The 18,804-nt window shown below is 59.7% G+C and carries 14 protein-coding genes; 8 read left to right on the forward strand and 6 right to left on the reverse strand.

Annotated features, from left to right (window positions below; genetic code table 11):
- Positions 1 to 116 precede the first annotated feature (116 nt).
- Together MSL71_RS16290 and MSL71_RS16295 are read left to right on the forward strand one after the other, a co-directional pair.
- Entirely contained in the window at positions 117 to 449 is a 333-nt protein-coding gene (locus tag MSL71_RS16290) for a cupin domain-containing protein (protein WP_180142319.1), read from the forward strand.
- A gap of 313 nt (positions 450 to 762) precedes the next feature.
- Positions 763 to 1,893 (forward strand): MalY/PatB family protein, encoded by a 1,131-nt coding sequence (locus MSL71_RS16295; protein ID WP_180142322.1) that lies wholly within the window; start codon positions 763 to 765, stop codon positions 1,891 to 1,893.
- Positions 1,894 to 2,478: 585 nt separating this feature from the next.
- Here MSL71_RS16295 and MSL71_RS16300 read toward each other — a convergent pair.
- Entirely contained in the window at positions 2,479 to 3,585 is a 1,107-nt protein-coding gene (locus MSL71_RS16300; RefSeq protein WP_180142325.1) for a M20/M25/M40 family metallo-hydrolase, read from the reverse strand.
- Positions 3,586 to 3,905: 320 nt separating this feature from the next.
- Here MSL71_RS16300 and MSL71_RS16305 point away from each other — a divergent pair, with 320 nt between their 5' ends.
- The 4 genes from MSL71_RS16305 (at position 3,906) to MSL71_RS16320 (ending at position 11,108) form a co-directional block, all read left to right on the forward strand.
- Positions 3,906 to 6,191 (forward strand): sigma 54-interacting transcriptional regulator, encoded by a 2,286-nt coding sequence (locus tag MSL71_RS16305; protein WP_180142329.1) that lies wholly within the window; start codon positions 3,906 to 3,908, stop codon positions 6,189 to 6,191.
- 418 nt (positions 6,192 to 6,609) lie between these two features.
- The gene (locus MSL71_RS16310; RefSeq protein ID WP_180142332.1) at positions 6,610 to 7,980 is read left to right on the forward strand and encodes an acetyl-CoA hydrolase/transferase family protein; all 1,371 of its coding nucleotides are present in this window, start codon (positions 6,610 to 6,612) and stop codon (positions 7,978 to 7,980) included.
- Positions 7,981 to 8,118: 138 nt separating this feature from the next.
- Positions 8,119 to 9,921, forward strand: a complete 1,803-nt coding sequence (locus tag MSL71_RS16315) for an acyl-CoA dehydrogenase (protein WP_180142335.1) — start codon at positions 8,119 to 8,121, stop codon at positions 9,919 to 9,921.
- Positions 9,922 to 10,346: 425 nt separating this feature from the next.
- On the forward strand, positions 10,347 to 11,108 hold the full coding sequence (locus tag MSL71_RS16320) for a DUF6125 family protein (protein ID WP_180142338.1): 762 nt from the start codon (positions 10,347 to 10,349) through the stop codon (positions 11,106 to 11,108).
- 514 nt (positions 11,109 to 11,622) lie between these two features.
- Here MSL71_RS16320 and MSL71_RS16325 read toward each other — a convergent pair.
- Positions 11,623 to 12,879, reverse strand: a complete 1,257-nt coding sequence (locus tag MSL71_RS16325) for a cation:proton antiporter (protein ID WP_246317809.1) — start codon at positions 12,877 to 12,879, stop codon at positions 11,623 to 11,625.
- 88 nt (positions 12,880 to 12,967) lie between these two features.
- Complete coding sequence (locus MSL71_RS16330; protein WP_180142341.1) at positions 12,968 to 13,501, reverse strand: HD domain-containing protein; 534 nt, start codon at positions 13,499 to 13,501, stop codon at positions 12,968 to 12,970.
- Positions 13,502 to 13,719: 218 nt separating this feature from the next.
- On the opposite strand from MSL71_RS16330, the gene trpB reads away from it, so the two are divergent.
- Positions 13,720 to 14,937 carry a tryptophan synthase subunit beta gene (trpB, locus tag MSL71_RS16335; RefSeq protein WP_180142344.1) on the forward strand — a complete coding sequence of 406 codons (1,218 nt, stop codon included), beginning with the start codon at positions 13,720 to 13,722 and terminating at the stop codon, positions 14,935 to 14,937.
- A gap of 277 nt (positions 14,938 to 15,214) precedes the next feature.
- Here trpB and MSL71_RS16340 read toward each other — a convergent pair whose 3' ends face one another.
- A complete protein-coding gene (locus MSL71_RS16340) occupies positions 15,215 to 16,186 on the reverse strand; it encodes a calcium/sodium antiporter (protein ID WP_218951058.1) in 972 nt (323 codons plus the stop codon).
- Between the two features lie 153 nt (positions 16,187 to 16,339).
- Here MSL71_RS16340 and MSL71_RS16345 point away from each other — a divergent pair, with 153 nt between their 5' ends.
- Positions 16,340 to 17,278 carry a D-2-hydroxyacid dehydrogenase gene (locus MSL71_RS16345; protein WP_180142347.1) on the forward strand — a complete coding sequence of 313 codons (939 nt, stop codon included), beginning with the start codon at positions 16,340 to 16,342 and terminating at the stop codon, positions 17,276 to 17,278.
- 6 nt (positions 17,279 to 17,284) lie between these two features.
- On the opposite strand, the gene MSL71_RS16350 is transcribed toward MSL71_RS16345, so the two are convergent.
- Both MSL71_RS16350 and MSL71_RS16355 read right to left on the reverse strand, forming a co-directional pair.
- Positions 17,285 to 17,701: a hypothetical protein gene (locus MSL71_RS16350; protein ID WP_180142349.1), complete on the reverse strand. Its 417-nt coding sequence runs from the start codon at positions 17,699 to 17,701 to the stop codon at positions 17,285 to 17,287.
- A gap of 463 nt (positions 17,702 to 18,164) precedes the next feature.
- On the reverse strand, positions 18,165 to 18,752 hold the full coding sequence (locus MSL71_RS16355) for an HD domain-containing protein (RefSeq protein WP_180142352.1): 588 nt from the start codon (positions 18,750 to 18,752) through the stop codon (positions 18,165 to 18,167).
- Positions 18,753 to 18,804 lie beyond the last annotated feature (52 nt).

Raw genomic sequence — 18,804 nt, forward strand, 5'->3', positions numbered from 1 at the left:
ATATGGCGATTCTGCCAGTTTATTGAAACGCGGGCAAGGAATATCCTGGGTGGGCCGGTCAGGAGGCGCTTCTTTCCGGCGCCCTCACGCTTTGATCTTAAAATAAGGAGAACACCATGCCTTCAGTTTTTTCGGAACCCATTACCTCGCTGCCCGTTGCCCATATCCCGCAACCCGGTGTCACGGCCTACCTTTCCCAGGCAGACACCCATCAGCTCCTGTTTATGGAATTTGGTCAGGACCTTGAGATGCCCGAACACGCCCACGCCGCCCAGGTCGGGTTTGTCCTCCAGGGAACCATTGACCTCATCGTGGATGGGAAGGCATACCGGTTTACCAAAGGCGACCGCTACTACATTCCTGCCGGGAGTCCCCATTCGGGGAGAATCCATGCGGGATATGCGGACATCTCCTTTTTTGACGAGCCGTCTCGATATGCCGTGACATAACCCGGTCCGAGGAACGAGGCCTCCTGTGTAACGGCACGGAGGTCGTCGTTTTTTGAACAAAGCTCCGCAAAAATGTTTTGCTTGCCTGTTCGTTCGGTTTGAAACAGTCGGCTTGTCGAGCCCGTTTGTTTCGTCAAAATCGTTCGCAGGATCTGTTTGTCAAACTTTTTAAAAGTTTGGCCCCCGGCAGGGCCGCCGGAGGCTTTTTTGAGCTGAATAGTGAGTGTTTTTTCTGGTGCCTTTGGGTTGTGGCGGGTATGGTCTTTCGGTAACGAAAGGGCACCTGCCTGTGACCAGAAATGAAGGAGTTGTCATGGATTTTGATAAGCCCATCGACCGTCGAGGGACATCAAGCGTCAAGTGGGAGTGGTTTAAAGAGGACGTGTTGCCCCTGTGGGTGGCGGATATGGATTTTGCAGCGCCCGAGGCCGTGACCACGGCGCTTACAAGGCGGGCCGGTCATCCGGTGTACGGGTACACCCTCCCCACCGACGCCCTGTACGAGGCGGTGCAGGGGCATATTGCGCGGCATTTTGACTGGCGCGTGGAGCGTGAGTGGATTCTTTTTATCCCCGGTGTGGTCACCGGGTTCAACGTGGCCGCACGGCTGGTGGGGGAGACAGACGATATTGCCGTGCCCACACCTGCCTACCCGCCGTTTTTGTCGGCAGCCAAAAACGCCCGGCGGCAGATGGTGAAGGTCCACCTGCCCGTTGAGGACGGTCGGCTCGTGATCAACCGGGAGGTCCTGGATGCCCAGGTGACCCCGGAGACGAAACTTCTCATGCTCTGCACCCCGCACAACCCCGGCGGTACTCTGCTTACACAGGATGAACTCACCGGCATCGTTGACTTTTGCGAAGAGCGGGATATTCTCATCTGCTCCGACGAGATCCACGCCGACCTGGTGCTGGACGATAAGGGCTCGCACATCCCCACGGCCTCCCTCTCGGAAAAAGCCGCGGCACGCACCATCACCCTCATGGCCCCCAGCAAGACCTTCAACATCCCGGGCCTCGGCTGCTCCATGGCCATCATCTCCGATGAGAAACTCCGCACCCGTTTCAAAGCGGCCATGGAGGGCATCGTCCCCTACGTGAACCTCATGGGATACGAAGGGGCCACTGCCGCCTATATCCACGGCGGCCCCTGGCTGAAAGAGGTCTTGTCGTATCTCCGGGCCAACCGGGATTACGCCTTTGAACGTCTTGCCGCCATGAAAGGACTCTCCCCCCTCCTGCCGGAGGCCACCTACCTGATCTGGATGGATGCCCGGGACCTGGGCGTGGACAACCCCGCCACCTTCTTCGAAGAGCACGGCGTGGGCCTCTCCGACGGCGCCCACTTCGACGCACCCGGCTGGCTTCGCCTCAACTTTGCCTGCACCCGCGCCCTCCTTGAAGAGGCCCTGGACCGTATGGAAAAAGCATTGGCAACGCTTTAAAAACAACCTCCGGCGGCAAGGGGCTAAGCCCCTTGACCCCAGGTTCGCAAATGCTCCGACCCTTCGTTCCTCAGGGTCGTCACATTTGCTGACGGGCTGCGCCCGTGATAGGCGGTATGGGGTACTTAACTATCTTCTTTCGTTCCCAGGCTCCACCTGGGAATGGTGCATGGAGGCTCTGCCTCCACGCTTGAGGTTCCTTCTCGTTGGATTTTTTCCCCAATGCCTCACACCGGCAAGGCGGAGCCTTGCAACAGACACTCCCAGGCAGAGCCTGGGAGCGAGAAAGATATCCGGGTTAGCCCTTGGGTGGTCAGCCTTCTCATATTCTCTTCACCATCATCGCTGGCGAAGCTATTCCGGTTAACGTCAAGCGAACTCCAAATGTCCTTCATCGTGTTCATAGAAGCGTGACATAGGCCTCTCCTGAATAAGCGCTTGCCCCATGTCACACATCACGCGAATGCCCTGTTAGCGTTCGTATACCCGAGATCTCCATGCATTCGCCATAGGGTTTCCAGGTGCCCCCACCTGGCCGCCGGAGGCACGCTTATTGAGCCCACTTTAACCATAGGAGGCTTGCTTTTAAGCCCTGCCATCCGGCAGCATGGCGTGCAGCACTTCCCAGCCCTGGGCCAGGGAGTCGATGATGAGGAACTCTTCGTGGCTGTGGAAGCGGCCGCCCTGGCAGAGGCCCATGCAGACGCAGGGCCATCCTTTGGAGAGGGGGACGTTGATGTTGGTGCTCATGGGGATCTCTTTGGGGGTGATGCCGGTGGCGTCGTGGATGGCTTTGACGGCCATGGGTTCGATGCGGTGGCTCTCCACCGGGGAGGCTGCGGGGCGCTCGCCCGTGGTGGTGCAGGAGAAGGTGACGGCTTCTGTGGCGTGGGAGGCAAGGCTCTCTTGCAGGTCCTGGTCCAGGCGGTTCAGGATCTTTGGGTCCACGCTTCGGAACTCAAAGGTGGCCGAGGCCCCTGCGGCTATGGAGTTGATCCCTTCCCCGCCCTGGATGGTGCCGACGTTGCAGGAGGCCTGGCCGGGGTGGGTGGCGGTGATGGCGCCGAACCGGTGCTTGACGTCGGTGAGCAGGGCCATGAGAGAATCGATGGCGCTGGGCAGGCCGAAGTCGCTCCAGCTGTGCCCACCGGGGGCCTGGGCTGCGATGCGGTAGCGTTTGGACCCCAGGGCCGTCAGGCAGATGTGGTCGAAGTTCAGGTCAAAGGAGACAAAGAGGTGGGGCGGTTTTTCCTTTTCTGCCACCAGGTGCCGGATGCCTTTGAGGTTTCCGTCGCCTTCTTCCCCGGTGGAGAAGAGGATGAGAAGGGGGCGCTCCAGGGCCACCTTGCGGTCACAGAGGTCTGCTGCCAGGTGGGCCAGGAGGGTCACGGCAGCCAGGTCGTCGGCCACGCCCATGCCCATGAGCCGGTCTTCGTCGCGGGTGACCTTGGCTTCAAATCCCTCCTGCACCACGTCCATGTGGGCATCGAACACCACGGTCTCTTCCCAGGGGCCTTCTCCCACAAGCACCCGGAGGTTGCCGGCGCCATCCACGGAAAAGGGCACGCCCCGGTCGGTAAAAAAATCCTCGAGAACCTTTCGTCTCAACGTCTCTTCCAGGCTTGGCCCGGGTGTTTCCGCCAGGGTAATGAGAAGATCCATGCAGGTGGCTTGCTGAAATGGGGGGCGCATCGTGTTGTTCCTTTCGCGTTGTGGGGTGGGGCTGTGGCGAAACATCTGGTGCCGCCGGGATGTTGAAGCATCCGTTGCCGCGGCACGTCGCCTGTCATCCACGACCATTACCACATGGACAAAAAACCGTTAAGTGAAAGACGGCGAAATTTTCCTTCGTCGCCATGAGACGGTGAGGCGTTTTCCTGAACAGGGATCATGAGAGTAAATTTTGAACTTCTACTTCCCTTGTGTTACCATCCCGCCACGATGTTTGCCTGTCCCGTAACTGAGGCATCGACGTGTGACGAGTTTATCTTTTATCACGAGGCCAGCCACCCATGGACGATCGCAGAGCGCAGAACCACAAGGCCTATATCTCTTTTCTCAATATCTTGATTCACTCACAAACCGAAGACGAGCTTGTGGACAAGCTTTGTCTTCTCCTGTCTTCCGGGGAGAGTCGCTACGACTATGCCTGGGTGGGGGGGCCGCCCGCGGCAAAGGGGGAGCTGTTGTCCGTACGCGCCGGGGACGGCCTGGAGGCATTCTGCCCCGACCTGGCCATGATCCGGGGGGACGGTGCAGACAGGCTGGGCTGCCCGGCTGCCGTGGCCATGGCCGACGAGCGGACCTGCATTGTCCAGAATATCGCAACGGATTACAATTTCGCCCGGTGGCGCGAAGAGGCTCTGAAGATGGGCTACTCCGCCGCGGTGAGTTTGCCCATCGCCCTGTCCATGGGGGAGTCGTGGGTCATTACCCTGTATGCGTCGGGCGGCTATCTGTTTGATGCCGAGGAGCTGAACCTTCTGGGTGTGCTGGCAAAGGGGGTGGGGGAGGCGGTCCACAAGCTGCGCCTGGGTGCCGGTCGCTTAAAGTCCATCAAGGCCCTTGCCAGGAGTGAAAAAATGTACCGGGCGGTGTTCGAGAACACCGGCACCGGCACCATCATCATCGACCACGAGATGACGATCCTTTTCTCCAACGAGCGGTTCGAGGCCATGGTGGGGTACACCCGGGAGGAGATCGATAACCGCATGAAGTGGTCCCAGTTCGTGGTCCCCGAGGACCTGGACCGCATGCAGCGCTATCACTACGGGCGGCGAAAGCCCGGAGCGGATATCCCCATCGAGTACGAGTGCCGCATCCACGACAAGGCAAAGAACCTCACTTATATCTACATGAAGGTGGGGATGATCCCGGGCACCATGAACAGCATCGCCTCGTTCATGGACATCACCGAGCGCAAGCTCGCCGAGAACAGCCTGCGGGAGAGCGAGGCCAAGCTCTCCGCCATTTTAACCACCTTCGAGGGCTTTATCTACATCATCACCACGGACCGTCGCCTGGAGTTCATCAACCGGACCCTGGAGGAGAAGATTGGCCGCAACGCCGTGGGAGAGCTCTGCCACAAGGTGATCTACGGGCTGGACACCCCCTGCCCCTGGTGCACGGAGAAGGTGTTCACCGGAGAGACGGTGCGCCAGGAGGTGAAGAGTCCCAAGGAGGACCGCTGGTATTTTGCGGTGCGTACCCCGATTTTCGATACGGATCGCAGCGTAATCAAGGTGCAGTCCATTGTCCTGGACATCACCGACCGCAAGCTCACCGAAGAGGCCATCGCCGCAAGCGCCAAGCATTTGAGAAAGGAGAACCTCCGGCTTCGCTCCTCCATCCGGGAGCGCTACAAGTTCGGAGACATCGTGGGCAAGAGCGAGGTGATGCAGGAGGTCTACGAGCTGATCCTCAACGCGGCGGCCAGCAACGTCCACGTCATGGTCTACGGGGAGTCGGGCACCGGCAAGGAGCTGGTGGCCCGGGCGATCCACAAGATGAGCGATCGGAGTTCCAAGCCCTTTGTGCCCGTTAACTGCGGCGCCATCAGCGAGAGCATCATCGAAAGCGAGTTCTTCGGGTACAAGAAAGGGGCCTTCACCGGGGCGAGCGCCGACAAGAAGGGTTTTCTGGATATCGCCGACGAGGGCACCCTGTTTCTCGACGAGATCGGGGAGATCGGCCTCAACATGCAGGTGAAGCTCTTACGGGCCATCGAGGGCAGCGGCTACACACCGGTGGGGGGCACCCTGGTGCGCAAGCCCAACATCCGCATTGTGGCGGCCACCAACCGAAACCTGAAAGAGCTGGTCCAGAAGGGGCTCATGCGGGAGGATTTTTACTACCGCGTTCACATCATCCCCATCAAGCTGCCCCCTTTGCGCAAGCGCAAGGACGACCTGCCCCTTCTCATCGATCATTTTCTCTCCATGTACGCGGACGGGCGGGAGGTGGCGCCCATCACCGGGAGGCTCCTGGCGGCCTTTACCCGCTACCACTGGCCGGGCAATATCCGGGAGCTCCAAAACGTGCTGAAGCGTTACGTGACCTTGAGAAAGGTCGATTTTATGGAGCTGATGGAGGCGGAGACCTTCGTGGAGGATCCCGAAGAGGAGGAGGCCCTGCCCGACGCCGGGGTGGGCCTGACAGCGGCTGTGGAGGCCTTTGAAAGGCGGGTCATCGAAAATGCCCTGGAGAAGACCCGGTGGCAGAAGGGGCGGACGGCGGAGATTTTAGGGATCCATCGCAAGACCCTGTTTACCAAGATGCGCAAGTATGGGTTGAAATAACCACGTGGTGTGGCGATTTCGCCACAAAATGGCGTAAGTTATTCGAACCAAACAGGGAACGGTCGGAAGGGGGGAACGGGGTGTGGTGATATCGCCACATCGGTTCCCCCCTTCCTGTTCAGGGCTTCCGGTTCCTCTCTTTACTACTTTCCTTATGAAAAACAGGCTTCTGGAATCTTGCTGATAGAGGTGGCACGTTTGTTGCCCATGATTACTCATTGAAACGGCGTATGCGCCGGATAACGGTGGAATGGAATCGTCACCGGGTACCCAGCCCGGTTTCACCGGTTCGGCGGCACCGTGGGCCATGTCGTGCGGCAGCACTCCCCATTGACGCAGGGTCTCCCACACTCCCTGCAGGGGGGTGCCCCCGCCTGGCACCGCCTGTTGAGATTTACCATCGGCACAGGGAGGAGTTATGGGGTTCATCAACGATTACAAGAACAAGCTCATGTCGGCCATGGATGCGGTGTGTCTGGTTCACCCGGGGGACTGGGTGGACTACGGAGCGTTCTGTTGTGCCCCCGAATACCTGGACGCGGCCCTGGCCATGCGCCAGGACGAACTCTGGAACGTCAAGGTCCGGGCCCTGGCCTTTCCCGGTGTTGCCGCGGTGGTCAAGGTTCCCGCAGAAAGCGGTCGTTTTGTCTACAACAGCTGGCACTTCAGCTCAGGGGAGCGCAAGAGCCACGACAAGGGGAGCTGCCACTTTATCCCCTTTGTCTACCATGAAGGGCCGTCCCACTACCGGCAGAACCTTCATTGCGATGTGTGCATGGTGCGCACGGCGCCCATGGACAGCTTCGGCAATTTTAACTTCGGCATCGCCAACTCCTTTCAGCGGGCGATTATCGAAAACGCCCGCACCGTCATCGTGGAGGTCAATGAGAACATTCCCCGGTGCCTGGGCGGGGCTGAAGAGTCGGTGCACATCTCCGAGGTGGATGTGGTGGTGGAATCGGACAACAAGCCCCTGCTCACCCTACCGGACGCGGCGGTCACCGCCGTGGACAAGGCCATCGCCACGCGCATCGTCCATGAGATCGAGGACGGCTCCTGCATCCAGCTCGGCATCGGGGGCATGCCCAACGCCGTGGGCAAGCTCATTGCCCGCTCGGATCTCAAGAACCTGGGCGTGCATACCGAGATGCTCGCCGACTCCTACCTGGAGATGTTCGAGGCCGGAAAGATCACCAACAGCAAAAAGGCCATGGACCGAGGCAAGATGGTTTACGCCTTTGCCCTGGGAAGCCAGCGCCTCTACGACTTTCTGGACAACAACCCGTCCTGCGCCAGCTACGCCGTGGACTACACCAATGATTTGTTCAATATCGCGGCCAACGACCGGGTGGTCTCCATCAACAACGCCCTGGAGGTGGACCTCTACGGCCAGGTCTCCTCTGAGTCCGCAGGCTTTCGCCATATCACCGGCACCGGCGGGCAGTTTGATTTTGCCTACGGCGCGTATCATTCCAGGGGCGGAAAGTCCTTTATCTGCCTCTCATCCACGGCAAGGGACGCCGAGGGCAAGCTCATCTCCCGCATCAGGCCGGTGTTTGACCCGGGCACCGTGGTGACCCTGCCCCGGTCCATTACCCAGTACGTGGTCACCGAGTTCGGCATGGTTTCCCTCAAGGGCAAATCCACCTGGGAGCGCGCCGAGGCATTGATCAGCATCGCCCACCCGGATTTTCGGGACGATTTGGTGCGGGAGGCCGAGAACATGCGGATCTGGTGTGCGGCCAACCGCAATGACGAGGTGCTTCACATGGTGGGGGCCTGCGCCTAACGCGATAAAGCGCACAGGCACCACTTGCCATTCATTTACGACGGTTTTAGGCAATCGCGGCTTCGCCCCCCTTGTCGCCGGAGACAGTATTCATTCAGATTTGATCATTACTCACACAACGATGAAAGGAACCGATTCATGGCTCAACTGATTGCAGACAAACGGGATATCGACTTCGTACTTCATGAACAGCTGGACGTCGGCACAGAGTACAAGGGCGGGTCCTATGCGGAGTTCAATCGAAAAACCATCGACATGATCATCGGTGAGGCCCGGAATCTGGGGATCAAGGAGATGCTCCCCCTGCAGAAGGTGGGGGATGACGGATGTACTTTTGACGCGGGCACCGTCACCGTGCCCGAAGGGTTCAAGCACGCCTACGACCTCTACTGCGAAGGCGAATGGCTGGCCATGAGCGACGACCCGGAGTGGGGCGGTCAGGGGCTTCCCCATGCGGTCTCCATGGCGGCCAACGAGTACTTCTACGGTGCCTGCAACGCCTTTATGCTCTACAACATGCTCTCCCACGGCGCGGCCAAGCTCATCGAGAGCTACGGCACCGAGGCCCAGAAGAAGCAGGTTCTGAAGAAGATGTTCTCCGGTGAGTGGTCCGGGACCATGCTCCTCACCGAGCCCGAGGCAGGCTCCGACGTGGGGGCCCTCACCACCGTGGCCACGAAAAACGACGACGGCACCTACTCCATCTCCGGCAGCAAGATCTTCATCTCCGGCGGTGAACAGAACATGGTGGAAAACATCATCCACCCGGTCCTGGCCCGCATTGAAGGGGCCCCGGAAGGCACCCGCGGTATCTCCCTGTTCATGGTTCCCAAGTACCGCATCAACGAGGACGGCAGCCTGGGCGAGTTCAACGACGTGGTCTGCACCGGCATCGAAGAGAAGATGGGCCTCCACGGCAACTGCACCTGCTCCCTGACCCTGGGCGGCAAAGGCCAGTGCATCGGCACCCTTCTGGGCGAAGAGAACAAGGGCATGGCCGCCATGTTCCAGATGATGAACGAAGCCCGTCAGATGGTGGGGCTTCAGGGCTTTGCCAACGCCACGGCTTCCTACATCCACGCCCTGAACTACGCCCGTGAAAGGGTCCAGACCAAGGGGCTCACCGATCCGTCCGGGTCCGCCCCCGTGACCATCATCCACCACCCGGACGTCAAGCGTCAGCTCCTCATCATGAAGTCTTACGTGGACGGCATGCGAAGCCTCATCTACTTCGGCGGCCTCTGCCACGACAAGATCGCCATGAGCGAGGACCCGGACGAGCGCAGCAAGTACAGCCTCCTTCTGGAAGTGCTCACCCCGGTCATCAAGGGCTACATCACGGACAAGGCCTTTGAGGTCTGCAGCCACGGCATCCAGGTGTACGGCGGCTACGGCTACGTGGAAGAGTTCCCCGTGGCCCAGCTTTTGAGGGATTCGCGTATCTTCATGATCTACGAAGGCACCAACGGCATTCAGTCCATGGACCTTCTGGGCCGCAAGCTCGGCATGAAAAAGGGCAAGCCCTTCATGGACTTTCTGGAGACCATCCACCACACCATCGACCAGGCCAAAGAGATTCCCGACGTGGCGCTCCTGGCCGAGAACCTCCAGGCTTTTTTCACCAAGTACACCGAAGTGACCGCCGCCATCAGCAAGGCAGCCATGTCCGACAAGGTGCTGGACGCCTATGCCTTCTCCCATCCGCTCCTGGAGGTGACCGGCGATCTCACCATGGCCTGGATGCTCCTGTGGCGCGCCACCGTGGCCGCTCCCCTTGTGGAGAAGAAGAAAAAGGATGCCGCATATTACAAGGGTCAGGTCACCACCGCCCGGTTCTTCATCAACACCATGCTGCCCGCCGCCATGGGCAAAATGGATGCGATTCAAACCTGCGATGGTGCCGTGACCGCCATGGACGACGCAGGATTCGGGGGGAAATAGCATGACGGGCCCCGCCGCCACTTCGGGGCCTCCTTGCTGTTGAGAGAGGAAAGCCGGGGGGAGCCTTTTTGCAAAAAGGCTTGCCCCCGGATCCCGGATCGGAAATAGTTGTGAAGAGTTATCCATCTGCTTTGTACGGGTAAAGCGTGGTGGCCGATGCGGGATCCCGAAGGCTGTGTGTATTGATATATTTTATGATGATGTTGTTTTTTTGTAAGTAAAACTCCTGTGCAACAGGCAGTCCCGTTTGGTGTTCCGGACCGAAGGCCAAAGGGGCCTGCACCCTGGAGGCCGGGGGCGATGATTGCCCTGGCCGCCGGGGGCACATGGGAAATGGTTTTTGCGTTGGGAGATGCCCCGGGAATCGTGTGACACCATGCATGGCATTTATTTTAGGGCATAGCCCTTAACGGGATAGGCACAAGATGACGGACACGACCAAGACGGCACTGGAAGGGTTGGGCAGCAAAGAGAAGGCGACGCTGGCCATGGACATGATGCATCGCATTATCATGCATCACGTCCTGTGGTTTACGGAGGTGAGGCATCAGATGGGCACGGAAAAAGCCCACGACACCCTCTGGAAGGCTTTGGAGACAAGCCGGGGTATCCAGCTGAAACGCCTCTCCAAGACCCTGGGCTTCGGCCTTACAGACGGCATTCCCGATGCGCTCCTTAACCTGGATGACGAGGCCATGGACGCATTTCTGGAGTCCATCTCCATCAACTGGCTGGCCAACGACGGGGTGTGGTTCCAGTCCGTGGAGTTCACCCACGGGATGAACGACGCCAAGCGCTGCAACGACTCCTGCTGGGCGCACTTTTCACCCTTTGAGGCCTCGGCCGTGAAACGGTTTCTGGGGCTCTCCGAAAAGCCCGGGCTGGAAGGGCTCAAGGCGGCCTTGAAATTCCGCATGTACGCGCGGATCAACGAGCAGTCCATTGTGGAGGAAGAGGAAAACAGCTTTGTTTTTCAGATGAACAAGTGCCGGGTCCAGACCGCGCGGCAGAGAAAAGGGCTGGACGACTACCCCTGCAAATCAGCAGGGCTTGTGGAATACCCCTCTTTTGCCAGGGCCATTGACCCGCGCATCCGCACCGAGTGTGTGGGATGCCCTCCGGACGCCCACCCCGACACCTGGGTCTGCGCATGGAAATTTACCCTGGACCCGGAAGGGGGACGCTAAGCACCACCGATTATCGGGGCCGCCTGTAACGGGTGGCCCCCACCGATGTTCTGGCTCAAATCTCTCCTTAATTCATGATGTTTCGGTTCTCTGCATCGATGTGACCCATGAATTGTACCAGCATTTCTTCCTGCCCCGAACGTCCGACCGCGTTGGGGGTTCCACCGTGCTGTGAGCCAGAGCTTTTTTTCAATGCACCGCCGTTGCTCGTTTTGAGGGACGGCGGTGTTTTTTTTGTGAATAGGAAATAGGAAATAGGGGATAGGTAATAGGGTAAAAGGCGAAAGGCAAAAGGCGAAGGGCGAAGGGCGAAGGGTAAAAGGCGAAGGGTAAAAAGGTGGGGGGCAAAAGGGCGAAGGGCGAAGGGCAAAAGGGGGAAGGGCAAAAGGGGGAAGGACGGCGTGAATGCCATAGCGCTTTGCCCTGAGGAACGAAGGGGAGAGCGCTATGGCAAGCTGCTTTCAAGGTGGCTCACCTTGCCGCCGGAGGCATGTTTATTTGCCTTTAGGAATTGTTAATGGTGCCGTCGGATGAGCTTTCCGATGGTGAGGCCCTGGACCACGATGGAGAAGATCACCACCACGTAGGTCATGGTGACCAGGCCGTCGCGCACCGGGATGGTGGCGGGCAGGGAGAGGGCAAGGGCCACGGAGATACCGCCCCTGAGGCCTCCCCAGGTGAGGATGGAGAGGGCGCCCTTGGCAAAGGGACGGAAGGGCTTGAGTAGGGCCAGGGCCCCTGTGAGGGAGGCGAATCGGGCCACAAGGACGATGCCGAAGGCCAGGACACCCAGGGCCAGGAATCGCTTGCTTACGGTGAGGATGAGGATCTCAAAGCCAATGAGCAGGAAGAGGACGGCGTTGAGGGTCTCGTCCAGGAGTTCCCAGAAGGTGTCGAGGTGCTCCCGGGTTTTGTCGCTCATGGCAAAGGCCCGCCCCCGGTTGCCGATGAGGAGGCCGGCCACGACGATGGCGATGGGGCCGGAGAGGTGAAGGGCAAGGGCCAGGGCGTAGCTGCCGGTGACCAGGGCCAGGGTGATGAGGACCTCCACTTGGTAGTTGTCCACCTTGGCGAGCATCAGGTAGGCGACCCAGCCGGTGACCAGCCCCAGGATGAGTCCGCCGGCCACCTCTGTGGCGAACAGGGCCGCCACGTGGCCGAAGGAGAGTTCTGCCTCACCTGTGGCAATCTCCAGGATGGTGAGGAAGACCACCACCCCGATGCCGTCGTTAAAGAGAGATTCCCCGGTGATCTTGACCTCCAGGCTTTTGGGCGCTCCCGCTGATTTGAGGATACCCAGCACGGCCACCGGGTCCGTGGGAGAGATGAGGGCCCCGAAGAGGAGGCAGTGGATGAAGGCCAGCTCCAGGCCCATGAGGCCTGCCGCCCCGTAGACCAGCACAGCGGTGACAAAGGTGGAGGCCACCACCCCCACGGTGGCAAAAAGGGCGATTTCAATCTTGTTTTCCAGCAGGTCGTCCATCTCCACATGCAGGGCCCCCGCAAACAGGAGAAAGGAGAGCATCCCCACCATGAGGGTGGTATTGAAGTCAATGCCGGAGATGAGCTTTGCCACCCCCGGGTCCAGCCCGAAGGGTGCCACGAGGATGAGCCCCAGGGACATGAGCATGGCGATCATCATGATGCCGATGGTGGATGGGAGCTTGATGAAGCGGTTGTTGATGAAGCTGAAAAGAGCGGCCAGGGAGATCAGGATGGCAATGGCGTTGAACAGGTGCATGGGTAGGGTCCTGAGCGGGATGTTGATCATGGGAATCAGCTGAGGGCCGTGCGTTCATTTTTGCCTCCGGCGGCTTTGCCGGAGGCATGGTGACGACGTGGCGACAGCTTACGTTGTTTTATGCGGGTATTTCGTCTTTGAGGGTAATGCCCCACTCCGTTGCAAGGAGGTCGGGCCGGTGGCCGGCAAGGCTTCGCTCGCCTGCCCACTGCATGAGCTCGCTGTCCCGGGCGGCGCCGGTGCACAGGAGGCCCTGGGCGGGGCGAATGCCGGCACGGCCCAGGTCGAGGCGGTCCGAGTCCCAGCAGACCCGCACGGCGAGGTCGCCGGTGATGAGGCCGTCGGTGTGGGCTTCGCAGGCGTGGGTGAGAAGGGCGAGCTGGTCTTCGTTCAGGGGAACGAGCCCCTCTTTGTGGAGGCGGCGGGCCAGCTCAGCGCCCCGGGCTCCGTGGCCGGGGTCAAAGCTTTCGGTTTTTCTGCAGGCATCGTGGAACACGGCAAAGTGTTCCACAACGGCGAGGTCAGCGTCGGTGAGGTCGGCCAGCAGGCGCCCGTTTTCAAGGACCCGGGCCCAGTGGGCAAGGCCGTGACGTCCTTCCAGGGGTTGGACGTACTGAGCAACGATGGCCTCGATGAGAGGTTTGGAGATCACGAGAGTCACCTGTATGCGGTTAAATTGACAGAAAGATCACTATAGGTGGGTTTGGGGGCGAAAGGCAAGGTGATTGGCGGTTTTTCCGCTTTTGGAGCAAAAAAAGGTTGCAAAAGGCCGGGGGTTGGGGCATGTTTCTGCTCGTAGAAACAAAAAGGGCGGCCGGACCGGTAAGGGCAGGACCGCGAAAGAGACGATACAGACCCAGGAGAGTAGATATGACCACCGACATCCGCAGCCTTGAAATGCCCAACGCCGAAGGTTACTTCGGAGATTACGGCGGAAGCTTTGTGCCCCCCGAACTCCAGGCCATCCTCGACGAGATCACCGTCGCATACAACGAGATCAAGGACGACCCCGCATTTGTGGCGGAGCTGACCACCCTCATGAAGGACTTTGTGGGCCGCCCCAGCGCTCTGTTCCATTGCAAAAATCTCTCCGACAAGATCGGGGGCGCTCAGATCTACCTGAAGCGTGAAGACCTGAACCACACCGGCGCCCATAAGATCAACCACTGCCTCGGCGAGGCCCTTCTGGCCAAGCGCATGGGCAAGAAAAAACTCATTGCCGAGACCGGTGCCGGGCAGCACGGCGTGGCCCTGGCCACGGCCGCTGTCCTCGTGGGCCTGGAGTGCGATATTTACATGGGGATTATCGACATTGAGAAAGAGAAGCCCAACGTCACCCGCATGAAGATCCTCGGCGCCAACGTGATTCCCGTGACCCGGGGGACCCAGACCCTCAAGGACGCCGTGGACGCCGCCTTTGAAGCCTATCTCGCCGATCCGGTGACCCAGCTCTACGCCATCGGCTCCGTGGTGGGGCCCCACCCCTTTCCCATGATGGTACGTGACTTCCAGAAGATCATCGGTATTGAGGCCAGGGCCCAGTTCCAGGAAAAATACGGCACGCTGCCCAATCATATCGTGGCCTGTGTGGGGGGCGGTTCCAACGCCATGGGGCTTTTCACCGCTTTTCTCGAAGACAAGAGCGTCAAGATCCACGGGGTGGAGCCTTCGGGGAAAGGCCTTGAAGACGGCAAGCACGCAGCCACCCTCACCCTGGGCAAGCCCGGGACCCTGCACGGCTTCAAGTCCTATCTCCTCCAGGACGACGCCGGCGAGCCCCTGCCTGTCTACTCTGTTGCCAGCGGCCTTGATTACCCCGGGGTCGGGCCCCAGCACAGCCTCCTGAAGGACATTGAGCGGGTGGAGTACGTCACCGCCGGTGATGAAGAGACCATCGACGCCCTCTTCGAGCTCTCCCGCACCGAAGGGATCATCCCCGCCATCGAGAGCGCCCACGCCGTGGCCTACGCCATGACCCTGGCCAAGGATCTCCCCAAAGAGGAGTCCATCCTCATCAACCTCTCCGGCCGTGGTGATAAAGACATCGACTTTGTGGTGGAAAACTACGGAAAGAAATACGGTGTCTAAGCCTTGGGCTTATCGTACGGAATAAAACAGTGACCGTGTGTTTTGCTAAAACACGATCAACAGCGAACAATAAAAAAGGCCGCCCATGGAGGGCGGCCTTTTTTGATTTTTGGGCAACGATTCAGTTGGCCTCCGGCGGGTCGCTTATTGAAAAAAGCTCCGCAAAAACGTTCCGGTTGCATGCTCGTTATGTGAAAAATAATCGGAAAACCAAATGAACCATTTGCCCCCGGCAGGGCCGACGGAGGCAGTTTTGAGTTGACTCGTTACCGTTTTTTTAGCGGAAAAGTTCCATGGCCACCCAGGTGTTGTAGCCGATGTAGGCGGCCACCAGGGCGGCACCTTCGAATCGGTTGATGCGGCCCGACCCCTTGAACCCGTAGCCGATGACAAAAAGGGAGAGGGTCAGGGCTCCCATGGTGAGGGCGTCCCGGGTGAGGACCTCCCGTCCCACGTTCAGGGGGTGGATGGCCCCTGCGATGCCCACCACGGCAAGGGTGTTGAAGAGGTTTGAGCCCAGGACGTTGCCCAGGGCGATGTCGTGTTCTCCCTTGCGGGTGGCGATGACCGAGGAGGCCAGCTCGGGAAGGGAGGTGCCCACGGCCACGATGGTGAGTCCGATGATCAGGTCGTTGACCCCGAAGGCATGGGCCAGTTCCACGGCGCCCCAGACCAGGATTCGTGAGGCTATCACAAGGGCCACCAGGCCGGTGCCAAGCAGGACCAGGGCCTGGGAGAGGGTCTTGGTATCCGATGCCATGCCCTGCTCTGTCTCATCGGCCAGGGTGTCCCCCCGTCGCCTGAGGCCCTGGTGGATGGTCCAGGCCATGAGCCCCCCGAAGATGCCCAGAAGGACCCAGGCGTCCGTGGCGCTGATGTGGCCGTCGGCGATCTGGAAGGCGGACAGGGCGGTGATGGCCGTGAGGAGGGGCAGCTCTTTTTTCAGGACCTGGGACTGGACGGTGATGGGGGCGATGAGGGCCGTGACGCCCAGGATCAGGGCGATGTTGGTGATGTTGGAGCCGTAGGCGTTGCCCAGGGCCAGGCCGGGGTTGCCCTGGGTGGCGGCAAGGGCCGAGACCACCATTTCCGGTGCCGAGGTACCGAAGCCAAGGATCACCATGCCGATGAGAAGGGGAGGCATGCCCAGGTGCCGTGCGGTGGCGGCGGCTCCGTCCACAAAACGGTCTGCGCTCCAGACAAGGAGGGCCAGGCCGGAAATGACAGCAAGTAAAGCAAGGGGTATCAAAATATGTAAGCCTTGTAAGGTCAACTGGTTAAATTCGGTGACGCAGATGGCATGTGCCCGGATGACACGATGCCCTGGAGACTTTTACCAACCATGTGTACCGTAGCACAAACAGAGGTGCAAACAAATTCATCTGGAAAAGGAGACTGTGGGATGACGCGTATGATGATTCTGGCAAGGGACGCCCAGGTATACCGGCCGCTGGTGGAGGCTGCAGGATTGCCTGGCGTGGTTTTGCATGCCTGCGAGACGGTGGCCGAGGCCATGGAGACCGTGGGTGGCTGCGAGGTGATTCTGGGCCAGCCGGACATGGTGGCTCGGGTGCTTCCCGAGGCCGAAAAGCTGGTGTGGGTGCAGTCGACCTTTGCCGGGGTGGATGCCCTGTGCGCCCCCGGGCTTCGCAGGGACTATCTTCTGACCGGGGTCAAGGGGATCTTCGGGCCCTTGATGAGCGAATACGTCTTCGGGTACATCCTGGCCCGGGAGCGACAGGTGTTCGAGGTGCGGGCCCATCAGCAGCGGTGTACCTGGCAGCCTGTGCCGTACCGGAGCCTTCGGGGGGTGACCCTGGGGGTGTGCGGGCTGGGTTCCATCGGCGCCCATGTGGCGGAGACCGCCCGTCATTTCGGCATGAAGGTGGTGGGCTACCGCCGTAGCCCCAAATCGTTTTCCGGCGTTGACCATCTCTATTCGGGGGATGCATTCCATGGGTTCCTGGCCCGGTGCGACTACGTGGTGTCCGTTCTTCCCGCCACTCCGGCCACCCGCCATCTGTTTGACAGGAAAGCCTTTTCCGCCATGAAGCCCTCTTCGGTGTTTATGAACGTGGGGCGCGGAAGCACGGTCTGCGAAGCGGACCTTCTCAATGCCCTTGCGGAACGGCAGATCGCAGGGGCTGTGCTGGATGTCTTTGAAGAGGAGCCCCTGAGCCCGGAGAGCCCGTTGTGGACCTCAGACCAGGTGGTGGTGACCCCACATATCGCCGCCTGCAGTTTTCCCGAAGAGGTGGCCGGGATTTTTATCCGAAATGTTGAGGCCTGGCAAAATGGCTCGGCGCTTTCGTATCCCGTGGATTTTGAGCAGGGGTATTGATGGCCTTTACGGGCCGTCAACGGGTTCTCTCACCAGGTGGCCGTCTCCCTGGAAACCGAACCGTCGGTACCAGGCATCCAGGGCGTCGCTGCCCAAGGGGGGCGGGATCTCGGTGGGGCAGGGAACGGGGCTGAGGCTGAGGGCCACGCTGAAGCGGTTTGCCTGGCTGCAGAGCTCGTCCAGCATGGTGGTGCCGTGGCCGCTGCCGGGGGTGAAGGCCCCCACATGGTAGAGGTGCACCACTTCACGGTCCTGCTGGGTCATCACGGCCAGGGCCACGATGCCGATGGGGGTGCCGCAGAGGGCTTCAAAGACAAAAGGGAAGATCTCCGTGAGGCCGGGGCCGTACCCCACGCTGAGGGCGACCCGACCGGGAAAGCGGGTGTAGAATGAGAGGACAAAGGCATGGGCAGGGCTTGCCATGGGCGGATCTCCATATGTGATGCTGCACGTCGGGGTTTGATGGCTTGCAGCAGACACACAGAAGAGAAATAAGAGTATGGAGTCCGCATGGTGGATTGATTTGTATCACGTGTGGTTATAGCACGCTGGCGAGGATTGGCAACTCCTAACCCGGATATTTCATGAGAAAACGCCCAGGTCAAATCGATAAAATGTCATGACAACTGGTTAGGCTGCAAGAATAAAATAAAAGCACAAAAATCAGCCTTCTATGGTTAAAGTGGGTAGCAAAAGCAAGCCTCCGGCGGCAAGGTGTGCCACCTTGAAAGCAAATTACCGCCGGGCTTTGCCCCTCGTTCCTCGGGTCAAATCCCAGCGGTATTCTGGCAATCCATTGTGTGATTATTTGCTTTCGACAGCCTTACTGAGAAAAACTGCAGTAACTGTTCAGCTCAAATAAGCCTCCGGAGGCCTGTTTTTTAATCTATATGGCTTTGTCTGCTTCGGCCATGCCCAGGCCGATGTCGTCTGCCACCTTTCGCATGCCCAGAATGGTCTCGGTGATGAGCTCGGAGATCTCCATGCCGAGCATCTCGGCCCCTTTTTCAATGATGCTCCGGTCCACACCCGCGGCAAAGCTCTTGTCCTTCCATTTTTTCTTCACGGATTTCGCCTTCATGTCCATGACGCTTCGGGAGGGGCGCACCAGGGCGGTGGAAGCCACCAGGCCGGTGAGCTCGTCAATGGCGTAGAGGGTCTGCTCCAGTTTGGTTTCAGGCTTCACGTCGGTGACGATCCCCCAGCCGTGGCTCACCACGGCCCGGACCCATGCCTGGGGCCATCCGGCGCCCGAGAGGATCTCTTCCGCCTTTTTGCAGTGCTTATCCGGATACATTTCGTAGTCGATGTCGTGGACAAGGCCGATGATCCCCCACTCGTCGGGATCTTCTCCGAATTTTTCGGCAAAATGACGCATGACGCCCTCCACGGAGAGGGCGTGGCGGGTGAGGCTCTCGGAGGTGTTGTAGGTTTTGAAAAGTTCCAGTGCGTCGGTACGGGTGGGAAGGCTCATGACGGCTCCTTGCGCTTGGGTGACGGGTCAGGGGCAGGGCACGGAAAGTCTC

Source organism: Desulfoluna butyratoxydans (genome assembly GCF_900699765.1).
Classification (GTDB): domain Bacteria; phylum Desulfobacterota; class Desulfobacteria; order Desulfobacterales; family Desulfolunaceae; genus Desulfoluna; species Desulfoluna butyratoxydans.

Excerpts from the sequence above, each read along its gene's own strand:
- MSL71_RS16290 (WP_180142319.1), top strand. The coding sequence starts at position 117 with ATGCCTTCAGTTTTTTCGGAACCCATTACCTCGCTGCCCGTTGCCCAT.
- MSL71_RS16295 (WP_180142322.1), top strand. The coding sequence starts at position 763 with ATGGATTTTGATAAGCCCATCGACCGTCGAGGGACATCAAGCGTCAAG.
- MSL71_RS16300 (WP_180142325.1), bottom strand. The coding sequence starts at position 3,585 with ATGCGCCCCCCATTTCAGCAAGCCACCTGCATGGATCTTCTCATTACC.
- MSL71_RS16305 (WP_180142329.1), top strand. The coding sequence starts at position 3,906 with ATGGACGATCGCAGAGCGCAGAACCACAAGGCCTATATCTCTTTTCTC.
- MSL71_RS16310 (WP_180142332.1), top strand. The coding sequence starts at position 6,610 with ATGGGGTTCATCAACGATTACAAGAACAAGCTCATGTCGGCCATGGAT.
- MSL71_RS16315 (WP_180142335.1), top strand. The coding sequence starts at position 8,119 with ATGGCTCAACTGATTGCAGACAAACGGGATATCGACTTCGTACTTCAT.
- MSL71_RS16320 (WP_180142338.1), top strand. The coding sequence starts at position 10,347 with ATGACGGACACGACCAAGACGGCACTGGAAGGGTTGGGCAGCAAAGAG.
- MSL71_RS16325 (WP_246317809.1), bottom strand. The coding sequence starts at position 12,879 with ATGATCAACATCCCGCTCAGGACCCTACCCATGCACCTGTTCAACGCC.
- trpB (WP_180142344.1), top strand. The coding sequence starts at position 13,720 with ATGACCACCGACATCCGCAGCCTTGAAATGCCCAACGCCGAAGGTTAC.
- MSL71_RS16345 (WP_180142347.1), top strand. The coding sequence starts at position 16,340 with ATGACGCGTATGATGATTCTGGCAAGGGACGCCCAGGTATACCGGCCG.
- MSL71_RS16350 (WP_180142349.1), bottom strand. The coding sequence starts at position 17,701 with ATGGCAAGCCCTGCCCATGCCTTTGTCCTCTCATTCTACACCCGCTTT.
- MSL71_RS16355 (WP_180142352.1), bottom strand. The coding sequence starts at position 18,752 with ATGAGCCTTCCCACCCGTACCGACGCACTGGAACTTTTCAAAACCTAC.